Genomic DNA, 14,239 nt, shown 5'->3' with positions numbered 1-14,239 from the left:
GAAAAACACGCGCTGTTGAGTTCTCAAGGAACGACCGCTCATCCGGTACAAGCCCCGACCCGCCGTCCGGCGGATCCGCCCGAGCTCTTCCCAAGAGACGGAATCTCCCGGCGGGATCCCCACCGCACCGGAGTGCGATTTCGCCCCGCTCTCTGTTGTGTCTTCACATTAGCAGGGTTCCCGCTAACCCGCCAAATCGGCGAATTCAGAACGCGAATCCGACTGCTTCCGCACAACCGTCTCCACTCCCACAGGCAGAGTCGGACCCCGCCATACGAAGGAGATTCGAATCGAATCGTGTGGATCCCGCCCCGACCGTCCGACGACGGCCGCAGACGAGGTGAAGCGCCGCTCCGTGGAGGCAGGCGCTGAACGTCCCGAACCACGGCGGCTCGGACGACTATAGCGGTCTTCGCGGAATGAGCCAACTCGGGCCGGGCGGCGAGGCGCGGCCGACCGCCGGCACCCGTGTTTGGACGGCCCCCGACACGGTGGGCGCCACCCTCACCGATGTCGCCACCGGACTGCTGGAACTCACCGCCGACGGGTGACGCGGAGCCGCCGGACGGGGGCGGATGCGGGCGCGGGGCCTCCGGCGGCTCCGACCGTCGCCGTCAGGTCAGCAGGCGCACCGCCCCCGTGCCCGGCGCGGCGTAGAGCCACTCGACCTCCAGATCGATCACCGCGAGGCCGGCCGTGGGGAAGGAGTCCAGCGGCTCGTCCGGCATGAAGGCCGCCACGAGCTGGGCCATCGTGGGGTTGTGCCCCACGATCAGCAGTGTCTCCACGTCGGGGTCGGTCCGCGAGACCACCTCCAGCGCCGCGGAGACGTCGGCGCCGTAGAGGTCGCGCTCGTAGTCGGGGTCGGGGATTCGACCGGCGGCCTCGACCGCCGATTCGAGGGTCTGCCGAGCGCGCAGCGCCGTCGAGCAGACGACGTGGTCGGGAAGCGCGCCGGCCGAGGCCAGGGTGGCGCCCGCCGCCCGCGCCTGGTCACGGCCTTCGGGGGTCAGCGCACGCTCGTGGTCGGAGCCGTCGATCAGCGGCTCGGCCTGGGCGTGCCTGAGCACGATCAGTCGTTTGGTCATGGCGACAGCACCGTGGCCACGATCGCGATCACCGCCATGGCACCGAGCATGGCTCCCACGATCACGGCCAGCCCTTTCATTCCTGACAACGGGACATCCTCCAGCGCGGTTCTTCGCCGCTCAGCCTAGAGGGTCGCCGGCACCCTCCGGCGCGGGCGCCGCCCGCGCCGCCGAAGCGACCGTATCCGGCGGTATCGCCCTGGAGAACCCCCGGAAAAGCGAAAGGGCGCGGGCGCCCGGGACCGCATACCGGGCGCCCGCGCCCCGTGGAGCGCAGCGGGGGTCAGTCCTCGCCGCCGCCGTCTGCGGCGCGGGCCTCCTCCTTGCGCACGGATCCCTCGCCGGCGGCCGTTCCGTCGGCCTCCACGGCGGGGGAGCCGCCGTCGCCACCGGTGCCGCTGCCGGGCAGGTTCGTCGCGGTGACCTCGCCGGTGCGGCGCTTGGACCACACGATCGCGCCGACGATGACCGCGGTCGCGACGACGGTGACCGCGGCCCGCAGGAAGAAGTCGTCGGACAGCATCACGACGCTCGGCGCGATGATCAGCGCGACCAGGTTCATCACCTTGAGCAGAGGGTTGATGGCCGGACCGGCGGTGTCCTTGAAGGGATCGCCGACCGTGTCGCCGATGACCGTGGCCTCGTGCGCCTCGGAGCCCTTGCCTCCGTGGTTGCCGTCCTCGACGAGCTTCTTGGCGTTGTCCCAGGCGCCGCCGGAGTTGGCCAGGAAGACGGCCATCAGGGAACCGGCCGCGATCGCGCCGCCGAGGAAGGCCCCCAGCGGTGCGTAGCCCAGCGCGAAGCCCACGGCGATGGGCGCGAGTACGGCCAGCAGCCCCGGCGTGATCAGCTCACGCAGCGAGTCCCGGGTGCAGATGTCGACGACCCGCGCGTACTTGGGCTTCTCGGAGCCGTCCATGATCCCGGGGTGGGTACGGAACTGGTTCCGCACCTCCAGGACCACGCGCCCGGCGGCCCGGCCCACCGCGCTGATCGCCAGTCCGGAGAACAGGAACACGACCGCCGCACCCACGATGACGCCGACGAGCACGTTGGGCTCGTCGATGGAGAGGCTGAAGCTGGCCGCGTCCTGGCCGGACTCCGCGAGCGCTTCTTCGACCGCGGTGCGGAACGCACCGAACAGGGCGGTGGCAGCGAGCACCGCGGTGGCGATGGCGATGCCCTTGGTGATGGCCTTGGTGGTGTTGCCCACCGCGTCGAGACTGGTGAGCACGTCGGCACCGGCGCCTTCGACGTCGCCGGACATCTCGGCGATGCCCTGGGCGTTGTCGGCTACGGGCCCGAAGGTGTCCATCGCGACGATGACGCCGACCGTGGTCAGCAGGCCGGTGCCCGCCAGGGCGACGGCGAAGAGGCTGAGCGTGACCGAAGCGCTGCCGATGAGGAAGGCGACGTAGACGGCACCGGCGATCAGCACCGCCGAGTAGACGGCCGACTCCAGACCCACCGAGACTCCGGAGAGGATGACCGTGGCGGCGCCCGTCTCCGAGCTCTCGCCGATGTCCTTCACGGGGCGCCGGTCGGTCTCGGTGAAGTAGCCCGTCAGCAGTTGGATCGCGGCGGCCAGAACCAGGCCGACGAGCACCGCGCCGACGGCCACGAGCCGGGGGTCGCCGTCCAGGCCCTGGATCTCCTCGCCGGCGCCGGTGAGCCCGTCGAAGCTCGCGGGCAGGTAGGCGAAGGCGGTCGCGGTCACCAGGACGGCGGAGATGACCGCCGAGACGAAGAATCCCCGGTTGATGGCCGACATGGCGGTCTTGTCGCGCGAGCGGGGCGCCACGATGAAGATGCCGATGATGGCGGTGATGACGCCGATCATGGGTACGAGCAGCGGGAAGACGAGGCCTTCGACGCCGAAGGCGACACGGCCCAGGATCAGCGAGGCGACCAGCACCACGGCGTAGGACTCGAACAGGTCGGCGGCCATGCCCGCGCAGTCTCCGACGTTGTCGCCCACGTTGTCGGCGATGGTCGCGGCGTTGCGCGGGTCGTCCTCGGGGATGCCCTGCTCGACCTTGCCGACGAGGTCGGCGCCGACGTCGGCGGCCTTGGTGAAGATGCCGCCGCCGACCCGCATGAACATCGCGAGCAGGGCCGCGCCGAAGCCGAAGCCTTCCAGGACGTTGGGGGCGTCGCCGCGGTAGACGAGGACGACGACGGCCGCTCCCAGCAGGCCGAGACCGACGGTGAACATGCCCGCGACCCCGCCGGTGCGGAAGGCGATCCGCATCGCGGAGTGTTCTCCGCTCTCACCGCCTTCGCGGGCGGCCGCGGCCACACGGAGGTTGCCGCGCACGGCCAGCCACATGCCGATGAAGCCGGTGAGGGCCGAGAAGCCGGCGCCGAGGGCGAAGAACACGGATCGTCCGATCCGCACCGCGAGGTCGTCCGCCGGCAGCAGCAACAGCAGCACCGGGATGACGATGACGAACACGACCAGGGTGCGGAACTGGCGTTTGAGGTACGCCGCAGCTCCTTCCTGGACGGCACGCGCGATGTCCTGCATCCGCTCGGTGCCCTGGCCGGCGGCGAGAACTTCACGGACCAGCCATCCGGCGACGGCGAGCGCGAGAAGCGCGACCACCAGCACCACGACGACAAGCGTGAAATTCATTCCGTCCAGAGCCAGGGCCGGGCCGCCACTGGCGGCTTGGGTGAGCCCAGACAATCCGTCCTCCTAGAGACGGGCACGTTTTGGCCCCCGCGGGGTAGTGCGGCCGCCTCCCATGCCTGTCACCAGGCTCGACGGCACGCCCGGCAGGGTCCTGCGGGTGCCACCAACACGGTTTCGTACGCCGTTCCGCTGGGACCAGCGGGAACGGTGTCCGGGGATTCTACGCACCGGTAGGACGAAATGTGAGTGCGGGTCACGGTGATCGGCTACGCGGGAACGATATGTGATCGCACGGTGACCTGCGAATGCGGATATCCCGCCTCCGGGTTCGCATTTAGTAAAAATGAATACATAAAAGACAAAAAGAATAAACGCCACATAAAGGGCACCGTTCCGCCGGCTCCGGCGCGCGGCGTGCGGCGGCCGTCCTGGCCCGCAGGTGCGACGGACGGGCCGGGCATGCGGGGTGCGGGCGTATGCCGGGGTCCGGGTGGCGGTCCGGCTGCGGCGGGCAGCGCCGGCACCGGAGGGAAGCCGCAGCGCTTGGCGCGGCGGTTCCCCTATGTATGCAGCGAACCGCACCGCGGGTGTGCGGCGCCACCGGTTCGGCGCCGATGTGTCGCAGAGCACGCAGGAACAGGGCGTTCCGGGCGTGCGCGGCTGCTTCCGGAGGCGGATCGGCGCTGGTGCCGCGCGCTACCGCAGCGGACTCGGACGGCCCGCGCCGCGGGCCGCAGAACGTCCGCGCGCCACTGCCGGAACACGGTCGGAGTGTCGATCGCGTGCTGCGGCGTGCGGGAGGACCCGTCGCTCCGGACGTCGTCCGCAGCGCTCATCGTGTCCCGCGCCCCTCGTGCCCTGGCATCGGACGCCGAGGCCGGTGAATCGGTCCGTGGACGGCTCTCCGGGGACCCGCCCGTACCGCACCGGGACCGCCGGCACCCCGGCGGCGAGGGCGGCCGCCTCATCGCCGGACCGGTATCGGAACCGAGCACCGGCGCCACTTCCCGACCGGTCTCGGAACCGTCGAGCGGCAGGCGGGCGGTGCTCAACCGTGCGGTCCTGCCGCGACTGCTGCACACGCCGCTGAACAGCGGGGCCGGCGCCCGGGAAGACGCACCGGGACCCACGCCCTGACCGGGGACGTCGAGCCGGACGCGATCCACCGCCCGGTCCCGGAACCCCCGCCTTCCGGGAGCGGCCCCGCCGGGAAGGCGGGCGCTCCGCGGATCCCGCCTACCGCGCGTCGCCGCGGCGCAACCGCAACCCGCCGGTGTCGATGTCGACGGCAGGGGCGTCGGAATCGGCGCCGGCGCGGTCCTCGTCTTCCGCGCCCTCAAGGGCGTCCAGACGGTCGGCGACGGACTGCGCGAAGTCCGCCGCACCCACGGCGTCGACGCCGTCGGGGGCCGCGGAGCCGTAGTCCGCGACGGCTTCGGCACCGCGGCGCAGCAGCCGTGCCGCACCTACGCGGTTGCCGCGCTGGCCGTGGGTCAGGCCGACGGCGATCTGGGCCAGTCCCCGCCACAGTTGGCGGTCGGACTCGGCGGCGGACTTCCACACCGCTTCCAGCACCTCGTGTGCGTGGAAGGCGTAGCCGGCGTCGAGCAGCTTCTGGGCTTCGTGCAGGCCCTCCTCAGGGGTGAACTCCGCGTCGTCGGGGACGCGCGCCACGCCTTCGGAGCCGTGGGCCAGAGGCCGGCCGAAGCGGTCGCGGGGGCGCTGGTTCTGCGCCCTGCCCTCCGGATCCCGGTCGCGCTGGGTCTGTGTGGAGTCGCTCATCCTCGCCGCTCCTTGTCTGGCTGCCGACTGCCCTGTGCCCGTTCACCGCCGCCCCCAATTGTGCACCCGCGCAGGAGGCGGAAGGCGGCGGGCGTAGCGGCTCCGCGGGTCCCCTGTCGTCCGGGGAAGATCCCGGGAAAGATCCCGGTGGGATGTCGATACGCCGAGCCCGGCTCCGTCCCCCGGATGAACGCGGCCGCGACGGGCCGTACCGAAGCGAGGAGGACACGATGACCAAGTACCTGCTGCTCAAGCACTACCGGGGCGCGCCGGCGGCGGTCAACGACGTGCCGATGGACCAGTGGGCTCCGGAGGAGGTCTCGGCCCACATTCAGTACATGCAGGACTTCACCGCCCGGATCGAAGAAACCGGCGAGTTCGTCGACGGCCAAGCGCTGTCGCCGGAGGGCACCTTCGTCCGCTACGACGGCGAGGGGCGGCCGCCGGTCACCGACGGCCCGTTCGCCGAGGCCAAGGACCTGATCGCCGGCTGGATGGTGATCGACGTCGAAACCTACGAGCGGGCGCTGGAGCTGGCCGGCGAGCTGTCCGCGGCCCCGGGCGCCGGCGGCGAGCCGATCCACGAGTGGCTTGAGCTCCGCCCGTTCATGTCCGAACCCGAGACCGTCACGGAGTGACGCACCGTGGATGAGACCCTGCTGCGGTCCCTCACCCCCGCGGTGATCGGCGTCCTCGTCCGCCGCGGAGCCGACTTCGCGGCGGCCGAGGACGCCGTCCAGGAAGCCCTGGTCGAAGCGGTGCGAGCATGGCCCGACCGTCCGCCGCGGGACCCCCGGGGCTGGCTGGTCACCGTGGCCTGGCGCAGATTCCTCGACTCCGCCCGTGCCGACACGACCCGGCGCGGCCGCGAGGAACGCGTCGAGGCCGAACCGGAACCCGGCCCGGGCCGAGCGGTGGACGACACGCTCCAGCTGTACTTCCTGTGCGCGCACCCGTCCCTGACCCCGGCCTCGGCCGTCGCGCTGACACTGCGCGCGGTCGGCGGCCTGACCACGCGCCGGATCGCGCAGGCCTACCTCGTGCCCGAGGCGACCATGGCCCAGCGCATCAGCAGAGCCAGGCGCACCGTCGCATCCGTCCGGTTCGACCGGCCCGGTGACGTCGCCACTGTGCTGCGCGTGCTCTACCTGATCTTCAACGAGGGCTACTCCGGCGACGTCGACCTCGTCGCCGAGGCGATCCGGCTCACCCGCACGTTGGCGGCCGGGTTCGATCATGAGGAAGTGTCCGGGCTGCTCGCGCTCATGCTGCTGCACCACGCACGGCGCCCGGCACGGACCCGCGCCGACGGCAGCCTCGTGCCGCTCGCCGAACAGGACCGCGGCCTATGGGACACCGGGCTGATCGCCGAGGGCGTCGACGTGCTCCAGGCCGCGCTCGCCCGCGACCGACTGGGCGAATACCAGGCACAAGCCGCCGTCGCCGCGCTGCACGCCGACGCCCGCACGGCGGAGGAGACCGACTGGGTACAGATCGTCGAGTGGTACGACGAGCTGCTGGGGATCACCGACAACCCGGTGGCCCGACTCAACCGTGCGATCGCTCTCGGCGAGGCCGACGGGGCGCGGGCGGGGCTGGCCGCCCTGGCCGAACTCGACCCTTCCTTACCCCGCCGCACCGCCGCGGCGGCTTACCTGCACGAGCGCGACGGCGACCCGGGCACGGCGGCACGGCTCTACGGCGACGCCGCGCGCTCGGCGCCCAGCCTCCCCGAGCGCGACCACCTCATGCGCCAGGCCGCGCGGATCAACACGCGACTGCGCGGCTGAGGCCGAGCGGTCGAGCGGTGCCGGGGCGGGGGCCGCCGGGGATCCGGTTCACCTGTCGGGTTCGGGGTCGGCCAGCCAGCCGGTCAGGGCGGAGTCGAACAGCTCGGGACGCTCCTGGTGCGGGAAGTGCCCGGCGCCCTCGATCATGCGCCAGCGGTAAGGCGCTTCGACATAGCGTCCGGATCCGCGGGCGGTCTCCGGCAGCACGACGGGGTCGAGGGAACCGTGGACCTGGAGGGTCGGCACGGAGACCGGACGGCGCATCCGGCGCATGTAGCGGCGGCCGTCCGGACGCGTCTGGGAGCGGAACAGCCAGCGGTGGTACTCCAGGGCGCTGTGTGCGACACCGGGGATCTGGAAGGCGTCGCGGCAGTTGCGCTCGGTTTCGGAGTCGGGCCATCCGGGCCGCGACCAGGTGCGCAGCATGGTGGCCACCTGCTGTGCGTCGTCGGCGACGAGTCGGCGCTCGGGCACGACGGGCAGCTGGAAGCCGAGCAGGTGGCGGCTCGCCCAGCCTTGTCCGCGGCCGAGCACGGCCGACCGCAGCCGCCGCGGGTGGGGCATGGAGACCACGGCCAGGCGGCGCACGGTTTTGGGGAAGTAGACGGCCATGGTCCAGCCGAGCAGGCCGCCGGTGGAATGGCCGACGACGACGGCTTCGGCCTCACCGAGCGCGCGGATCAGGCCCGCGGCGTCGGAAGCGAGGGTGATCAGGTCGTAGCCCCGCGGCGGCTTGTCGCTGGCGCCGTATCCGCGCAGATCGACGGCGACGGCTCGGTAGCCGGCCTCGGCGAGCGCGGTCAGCTGGCCGTTCCAGGACCACCAGAACTGCGGGAAGCCGTGCAGGAGCAGCGCCAGCGGCCCTTCGCCGGCCTCCGCGATGTGGAAACGGGTTCCGGCCGCGCTCACGGTCCGGTGGGTCCAGGGGCCGTCGAGCAGGACAGCCGACTCGTCAGGCACTGCGCACCGGGCCCCTCCGGTCAGCTGCCGGAGGAAGGACGGCTGCCGCGGAGCGCGGCCAGGGTGCCGGCGACGGTCGCGCCGGTGCGCGGAAAGCCCTGGCGCTTGCGGAACTGGCGCAGGCCGAGGAACAGGAAGAACCCGGCGATCAGGAGGAAGGCGACGGTGACGATGAGGAACGAGAGCCAGGGCGCCAGTCCGGCCGCCATGATCCCCAGTCCGGCCGTGACCGCCACCAGGATGAGGACCATGTGGGCCAGAACGGCCGCGACGATCCACATCCCGGCGCCCATGCCGATCTTCTGGACGTCGCTGGCCAGCTCCATTTTCGCCAGCTGGAGTTCCAGGCGGACGAGCCGGGACATGTTCCCACTCGCCTCGGAGACGAGTTCTCCCAGGGAGTGTTCGGCGGCGTCGAACTCCTCAGGCTCCGGGCCACCCGACCGGGTTTCGGGCATGGAGACCGCTCCCTTCGCTCGGCAGACGTCTTAGGCATCCTCGCACATCCGGTGTCACCGGCGGTCCCCGCGCCGCGCGCCCGGTTCGTGGGTTCCGGGCCCGCCCGGGTGCCGACGGGTCGGGGACCGATACCGGTTCGGCCGCATGGCCGGACCGGCGACCGGTCCCCGATCGTGCCTAGGGCGCTCACGGCAGTGGACGCCGTGCCCGGGACACTGCCCGCCGAGGCGGCGGATACTCCCGCTTCAGCCGCTCACGCGCGAATCAGCGGCTCACTCGTCGCCCTTGCCGCTCTCCTGGAACGCCTCTTTGAGCGTCTGGACCGACTGGGCGTCGGTGAGCGTGGAGACGTCGCCGAGCTCGCGGTTCTCCGCCACGTCCTTGAGCAGCCGGCGCATGATCTTGCCCGAGCGGGTCTTGGGGAGCTCGGGTACCACCATGATCTGGCGGGGCTTGGCGATGGGCCCCAGGTGCGCCCCCACGTGGTCGCGCAGCTCCTTGACGAGGTGGGCGCCGCCGTCGCCGGCCTCGCTGCGCAGGATGACGAAGGCGACGATCGCCTGGCCGGTGACCGGGTCGCTGGCTCCGGTGACGGCGGCCTCGGCGACCTTGTCGTTGGCGACCAGCGCGGACTCGACTTCGGTGGTGGAGATGTTGTGACCGGAGACGAGCATGACGTCGTCGACGCGGCCGAGCAGCCACAGGTCGCCGTCCTCGTCGCGCTTGGCCCCGTCGCCGGGGAAATAGAGGCCGTCGAAGCGCGACCAGTAGGTCTTCTCGTAGCGCTCGGGGTCGCCCCAGATTCCGCGCAGCATCGCCGGCCAGGGCTCGCGTACGACGATGAAGCCGCCTTGGCCGTTGGGGACCGCGGCGCCGGACTCGTCGACGACGTCGACGTCCACGCCCGGGATGGGCTGCATGGCCGCACCGGGCTTGCCCGCGGTGATGCCGGGCATGGGGGTGACCATGATGGCGCCGGTCTCGGTCTGCCACCAGGTGTCGACCACCGGGGTGCGGCCGCCGCCGATGTGGGTGCGGTACCACATGTAGGCCTCGGGGTTGATGGGCTCGCCGACCGAGCCGAGCACCCGCAGGCTGGAGAGGTCGTACTGGGCCGGGTACTCCTCGCCCCATTTCATGAACGTGCGGATGGCCGTGGGGGCCATGTAGGCGAGGGAGACCCGGTACTTCTGCACGATCTCCCAGAAGCGGGCCTTGTGCGGGGTGTCGGGCGTGCCTTCGTACATGACCGACGTCGCCCCGTTGGCGAGGGGACCGTAGACGATGTAGGAGTGGCCGGTGACCCACCCGATGTCGGCGGCCGTCCAGAACACGTCGGTCTCGGGCTTGAGGTCGAAGACCGCCCAGTGGGTGTAGGCGACCTGGGTGAGGTAGCCGCCGGTGGTGTGCAGGATGCCCTTGGGCTTGGCCGTGGTGCCGCTGGTGTACATGATGTACAGCGGGTGCTCGGAGTCGTGGGCCTCGGCCTCGTGCTCGGTGGACTGGCGGTCGACGATGTCGTGCCACCAGACATCGCGGCCTTCGTCCCAGTCGACTTCCTGGCCGGTGCGGCGCACCACGAGGACGTTCTCCACAGCGGGGCGGTCCTGCACGGCGCCGTCGACGGCCGGCTTGAGCGAACTGGGGCTGCCGCGGCGGTAGCCGCCGTCGGCGGTGACGACGAGCTTGGCCTCGCTGTCGTCGATCCGGGTTCCCAATGCGTCCACGGAGAAGCCGCCGAACACGACCATGTGGACGGCGCCGATGCGGGCGCAGGCCAGCATGGCGATCATGGTCTCGGGGATCATCGGCATGTAGATGGCGACCCGGTCGCCCTTGGCGACACCCAGCTCCAGCAGGGCGTTGGCCGCCTGGCAGACCATGCCCTTGAGGTCGGAGTAGGTGATGGTGCGGGTATCTCCGGGCTCACCCTCCCAGTAGAAGGCGACCCGGTCGCCGCGGCCCGCGTCGACGTGCCGGTCCACGCAGTTCACCGCGGCGTTGAGCTTTCCGCCGGTGAACCATTGGGCGAACGGGGGGTTCCACTCCAGGACGTTGCTCCACGGCTGATCCCACTGCAACCTGCGGGCCTGGTCCTCCCAGAACCGCAGCCGGTCCGCGGAGGCGGCGTCGAAGGCGTCGGCCTGCACGTTGGCGTCTGCGGCGAGATCCGCGGGGGGCGGGAAGCTCCGGGTCTCCTGAAGAAGGTTGGACAGTGTTTCCTGACCCTGCCCCTGGGGAGTCTCAGCCACTGTTAGGTCTCCTCACTTGGTCCGGTCCCACAGAAGGCTCGTGTGGTGGAGCCCACTTCATCAAGTGGCGACGTCAACATACAAGGGACCGCTCAGCGGGCTGTGGACGGACGGTCTTTCCTGGGGACGGGCGGTCTTCAACGGCCGATGGACGGACATCTCATTACCGGTAAGTAGGGTTGGCGTCGTGAATTCCGTTCCCGATGAACCCCTGCAGCGGATCGCCGATCTCCCGGGCGTCCGATCGGCCGTCGGCGAGACCCGCACCCTCGTCGACCGCCTGCTCGGCCACCGCATCCTGCGGCGGCGCAGCAGCGACGTGTCCATGGAGTCGGCGCTGCGCGGCGCCCGCGCCTCGGCGGTGCTCGACGGCGCCGACGCCGGACTGGAGGAGGTCCGCGCCGGCCACAGCGACGACCCGCGCGTAAAGGGGGCGCTGCGCGTCTCCGGCGAACTCGGGCCGCTCGCCGACACCTGGTCCAAGGCTCCCCGCCAGGTGCTGGCGCGCCTGCACGCGCTCGCGGCGGCCGACGGGGTCGACGGGGCCGACTTGGGGCGCCCGCGCACCGACGCCGATCCGGTTCCGGATCCGCTCGGCCTGGGGCCCGCCCCGCGCGCGGCCGAGGTCGCGGCGCGCATCGAAGGGCTGGGCACCGTCCTGTCGGCGCGCGCCGCCGTTCCGGCACTGGTGGTCGGCGCCGTCGTGCACGGCGAGTTGGCCGCGCTGCGCCCCTTCGGCTGGGGGGACGGGACGGTCGCGCGCGCTGCCGAGCGGCTGACGCTGATCACACGCGGGCTCGACCCGAAGTCGCTGGTGCCGACCGAGTCGGGCTATCTGGAGCTGCACGACGAGTACAGGCCCGCACTGCGCGGTTACACGAGCGGCACCCCCGACGGCGTGGGCGAGTGGGTCGCTTACTGCTGCCGGGCCGTTGCGGCCGGGGCGCGGGACTCGCTGGCGACGTGCGAGGCGCTGCAGCGGGGGTGACCCCGACGCGGCCGCCGTTCCGGACACCGGCGCCGCCGCGGCGACCGATCTCGATCGGGTTACTTTTCGCCGGGATCCCGGCCGCTGCGCGGCGCCCGCCACTGTGGATTCACCGAGCGACGGACTGGCGATTTGCCCGATTCGGGACCGAATCAGAAAGGCAGAGGACGGTGCCCCGGCCGGCCTTGGGGCCCGAGTCGGGGCATCGCCGCGAAACACGGAAGACCGGGCTATCATGCGTGCTGATTCATAGTCCGACCAGGGACGACTCCCTGGCCTGGACGAGCCTCCCGCGGCTTGGTGACGCGTGGGTACCCGGCTCCGTGTCCGGTGGATCACCCATCCACCTTGTGTTTCCTTTGTACGCCTCCTCGCGTCCGCTGAAAAGCCCCCGGGAGGTCAAAAGATCTCAGCGGTCGGCCAATTCGGCGTGGTAGCGTCCCGTGCTGTATTACCTGGGGAACGTGCCGCACCCCTCAGCTCTCCTCTGCGCGGCACGCAACCGTCGAAATACCCCCTTTGTTCATCCCTAGCGTGGTTTCCCCTCCTATGTGACGATTCAGACGTCGCACGCCGCTCGGCGACCGCGGCGGCCCGCCGGGCCCGGTGCCCGACGGCGAAGACTTATCCGGAAAACGGTGCGGCTCTCCCCCCGGAGCCGGACCTTCGGACGGCCCCCGCTATCCCCCCGGCGGGGGCCGTCGTCAATTCCACCCCTCGGCGGACCGGCCCGTGCATCAGGCGGGCGTTCACGTCCCGCACCACGGCGGCCGCCCCCGCCACCGGCTCCGCGTACTCCCCCGCGTTCGGCAGCGGCGATACCGGCCCTACGACGCCGGCAGCGCTCCGGCGGCGACGGGCCCCTGCCCCGCGCCGGCGACGAGCACAGCGGCGCGCCGGGCCACCAGCGGCAGCGTCGGCGGCGGCGCGCTGCCGGCGGTCTCCCGGCGCGCTCCCGGCCGGGCCTACTGCGCGCCCGGCCCGTCCACAGGTTGGGGATCCGGCTTTCCTCCGGGGGATCCGCCCGGCGAACGTGGAGTGAGCGCTTCCGCACCGGGAGGACCCATGGACGCATCCGCCCCTGCCCGCCCCCTGTTCGCCACCGAAGACCCCCGCCTGCTCGACGATCTCCTCCGCCTTGCGGCGGCCGCCGGGGTCGAGGCCACGGTCGCCCACCACGCCGCCCACGCCGTCACCGAGTGGAACCGCGCGCCGGCGGTCGTCGTCGGCGTCGACCTGCTCCCCGCCCTCGCCCGACTCGACCCCCCGCCCCGGCGCCACGTCCTCGTCGCCGGTCTGAGCGCACACCGGCACGGCGCCGAAGTGTGGGAGGACGCGCTGCGCACGGGCGCCGCAGCCGTTCTGTCCCTGCCCGCCGACGAACCACGGCTGTCCGCGCTGCTCACCGAGTCGGCGCACGCCCGTGCCGAGCATGCGCCCGTCGTCGCCGTGATCGGCGGCCGCGGCGGCGCGGGGGCCAGCCTCCTGGCGATCGCCCTGGCCGGCGCCGCCCGGCGCGCGAACCTGCGCAGCGCGCTCGTCGACGCCGACCCGCTGGGCAGCGGTCTCGACACCCTGCTCGGCCGGGAGGACGCGCCCGGCGACCGCTGGGGCGACCTCGTCGCGCGCCACGGACGGCTGAACTGGTCGGCGCTGCGGTCGCGGCTGCCGGAAGCGGGCGGTATCGCGCTGGTCACCTGGGGGCAGGGCCCCGCGGCGGAGGTTCCGCCGGCCGCCATGCACTCCGTGCTGACCTGCGCCGCGCGCGGATCCGACATCGTGGTCGCCGATCTGCCCCGCGGACCCGATCCCGGGGCCGACGAAGCGCTGCGGCGCGCCTCGACCGTGCTCCTCGTGGTTCCGGCGGAAGTACCCGCGGTGTTCGCCGCGGCGCGGACGGCGCCGCGGCTGGGGCGCAGCGCCCGTGACGTACGGCTGGTCGTGCGCGAAAGCGGCGGAGACGTGTCGGCGGCCGACGTCGCCCGGACACTCGACCTGCCGACGGCCTGCCGGGTGCGCGCGGACCGCGGACTCCTGCGCGGCCTGCGCGCGGGTGCGCCCGCGGCCCCCGACGATCCGCGCTCTTCTCCGCTGGCCGGTACCGTCGACCGGCTGCTCTCCGATCTCCGGTCGGCATCCGGGCCGTCGGCGGCCGATACCGGCGGCCCGTCGCCGCCGACGCCCGTGCCCTCCTCGGTTTCCCGCCCGGATCCCGGCGATCCGCCCCACGGGAACGGAGGACGGACGCGGTGAACGGCACGGAGGCCGAGGACACCCCCTACACC

Annotated in this window: 12 protein-coding genes; 5 read left to right on the top strand and 7 right to left on the bottom strand. The window is 72.2% G+C overall.

Annotation, left to right across the window (positions count from 1 at the left end; genetic code table 11):
• The first annotated feature begins 419 nt into the window (after positions 1 to 419).
• A complete protein-coding gene (locus tag HNR25_RS26525) occupies positions 420 to 551 on the top strand; it encodes a hypothetical protein (protein WP_281387531.1) in 132 nt (43 codons plus the stop codon).
• A 63-nt stretch (positions 552 to 614) separates the two neighbouring features.
• Here HNR25_RS26525 and HNR25_RS13380 read toward each other — a convergent pair whose 3' ends face one another.
• The 4 genes from HNR25_RS13380 to HNR25_RS13370 form a co-directional block, all read right to left on the bottom strand.
• Positions 615 to 1,088: a SixA phosphatase family protein gene (locus HNR25_RS13380; protein ID WP_184635543.1), complete on the bottom strand. Its 474-nt coding sequence runs from the start codon at positions 1,086 to 1,088 to the stop codon at positions 615 to 617.
• On the bottom strand, positions 1,085 to 1,168 hold the full coding sequence (locus HNR25_RS27260; protein WP_512700821.1) for a hypothetical protein: 84 nt from the start codon (positions 1,166 to 1,168) through the stop codon (positions 1,085 to 1,087). Before HNR25_RS27260 ends, HNR25_RS13380 begins: the two co-directional genes overlap by 4 nt.
• Positions 1,169 to 1,371: 203 nt before the next feature.
• A complete protein-coding gene (locus HNR25_RS13375; RefSeq protein WP_184635541.1) occupies positions 1,372 to 3,777 on the bottom strand; it encodes a sodium-translocating pyrophosphatase in 2,406 nt (801 codons plus the stop codon).
• A 1,182-nt stretch (positions 3,778 to 4,959) separates the two neighbouring features.
• Complete coding sequence (locus HNR25_RS13370) at positions 4,960 to 5,505, bottom strand: DUF309 domain-containing protein (RefSeq protein WP_184635538.1); 546 nt, start codon at positions 5,503 to 5,505, stop codon at positions 4,960 to 4,962.
• Positions 5,506 to 5,735: 230 nt separating this feature from the next.
• Here HNR25_RS13370 and HNR25_RS13365 point away from each other — a divergent pair, with 230 nt between their 5' ends.
• Complete coding sequence (locus HNR25_RS13365) at positions 5,736 to 6,143, top strand: YciI family protein (protein WP_184635536.1); 408 nt, start codon at positions 5,736 to 5,738, stop codon at positions 6,141 to 6,143.
• Positions 6,144 to 6,149: 6 nt separating this feature from the next.
• Positions 6,150 to 7,295 (top strand): RNA polymerase sigma factor, encoded by a 1,146-nt coding sequence (locus HNR25_RS13360; RefSeq protein WP_184635534.1) that lies wholly within the window; start codon positions 6,150 to 6,152, stop codon positions 7,293 to 7,295.
• 48 nt (positions 7,296 to 7,343) lie between these two features.
• Here HNR25_RS13360 and HNR25_RS13355 read toward each other — a convergent pair whose 3' ends face one another.
• From HNR25_RS13355 to acs, 3 genes are all read right to left on the bottom strand, one after another.
• Positions 7,344 to 8,255 carry an alpha/beta fold hydrolase gene (locus HNR25_RS13355; RefSeq protein ID WP_184635532.1) on the bottom strand — a complete coding sequence of 304 codons (912 nt, stop codon included), beginning with the start codon at positions 8,253 to 8,255 and terminating at the stop codon, positions 7,344 to 7,346.
• Between the two features lie 20 nt (positions 8,256 to 8,275).
• On the bottom strand, positions 8,276 to 8,713 hold the full coding sequence (locus HNR25_RS13350) for a phage holin family protein (protein ID WP_184635530.1): 438 nt from the start codon (positions 8,711 to 8,713) through the stop codon (positions 8,276 to 8,278).
• 273 nt (positions 8,714 to 8,986) lie between these two features.
• On the bottom strand, positions 8,987 to 10,966 hold the full coding sequence (gene acs / locus HNR25_RS13345; RefSeq protein ID WP_184635528.1) for an acetate--CoA ligase: 1,980 nt from the start codon (positions 10,964 to 10,966) through the stop codon (positions 8,987 to 8,989).
• 187 nt (positions 10,967 to 11,153) lie between these two features.
• On the opposite strand from acs, the gene HNR25_RS13340 reads away from it, so the two are divergent.
• Both HNR25_RS13340 and ssd read left to right on the top strand, forming a co-directional pair.
• The gene (locus HNR25_RS13340) at positions 11,154 to 11,954 is read left to right on the top strand and encodes a Fic family protein (RefSeq protein WP_184635526.1); all 801 of its coding nucleotides are present in this window, start codon (positions 11,154 to 11,156) and stop codon (positions 11,952 to 11,954) included.
• A 1,065-nt stretch (positions 11,955 to 13,019) separates the two neighbouring features.
• Positions 13,020 to 14,207, top strand: a complete 1,188-nt coding sequence (gene ssd, locus HNR25_RS13335) for a septum site-determining protein Ssd (protein WP_184635524.1) — start codon at positions 13,020 to 13,022, stop codon at positions 14,205 to 14,207.
• Positions 14,208 to 14,239 lie beyond the last annotated feature (32 nt).

The organism is Streptomonospora salina (assembly GCF_014204715.1).
GTDB classification, from domain to species: Bacteria; Actinomycetota; Actinomycetes; order Streptosporangiales; family Streptosporangiaceae; genus Streptomonospora; species Streptomonospora salina.
This window is presented reverse-complemented; position numbering and strand designations above follow the sequence as displayed.

Excerpts from the sequence above, each read along its gene's own strand:
- HNR25_RS13380 (WP_184635543.1), bottom strand. The coding sequence starts at position 1,088 with ATGACCAAACGACTGATCGTGCTCAGGCACGCCCAGGCCGAGCCGCTG.
- HNR25_RS26525 (WP_281387531.1), top strand. The coding sequence starts at position 420 with ATGAGCCAACTCGGGCCGGGCGGCGAGGCGCGGCCGACCGCCGGCACC.
- ssd (WP_184635524.1), top strand. The coding sequence starts at position 13,020 with ATGGACGCATCCGCCCCTGCCCGCCCCCTGTTCGCCACCGAAGACCCC.
- HNR25_RS27260 (WP_512700821.1), bottom strand. The coding sequence starts at position 1,168 with ATGAAAGGGCTGGCCGTGATCGTGGGAGCCATGCTCGGTGCCATGGCG.
- HNR25_RS13350 (WP_184635530.1), bottom strand. The coding sequence starts at position 8,713 with ATGCCCGAAACCCGGTCGGGTGGCCCGGAGCCTGAGGAGTTCGACGCC.
- HNR25_RS13365 (WP_184635536.1), top strand. The coding sequence starts at position 5,736 with ATGACCAAGTACCTGCTGCTCAAGCACTACCGGGGCGCGCCGGCGGCG.
- HNR25_RS13370 (WP_184635538.1), bottom strand. The coding sequence starts at position 5,505 with ATGAGCGACTCCACACAGACCCAGCGCGACCGGGATCCGGAGGGCAGG.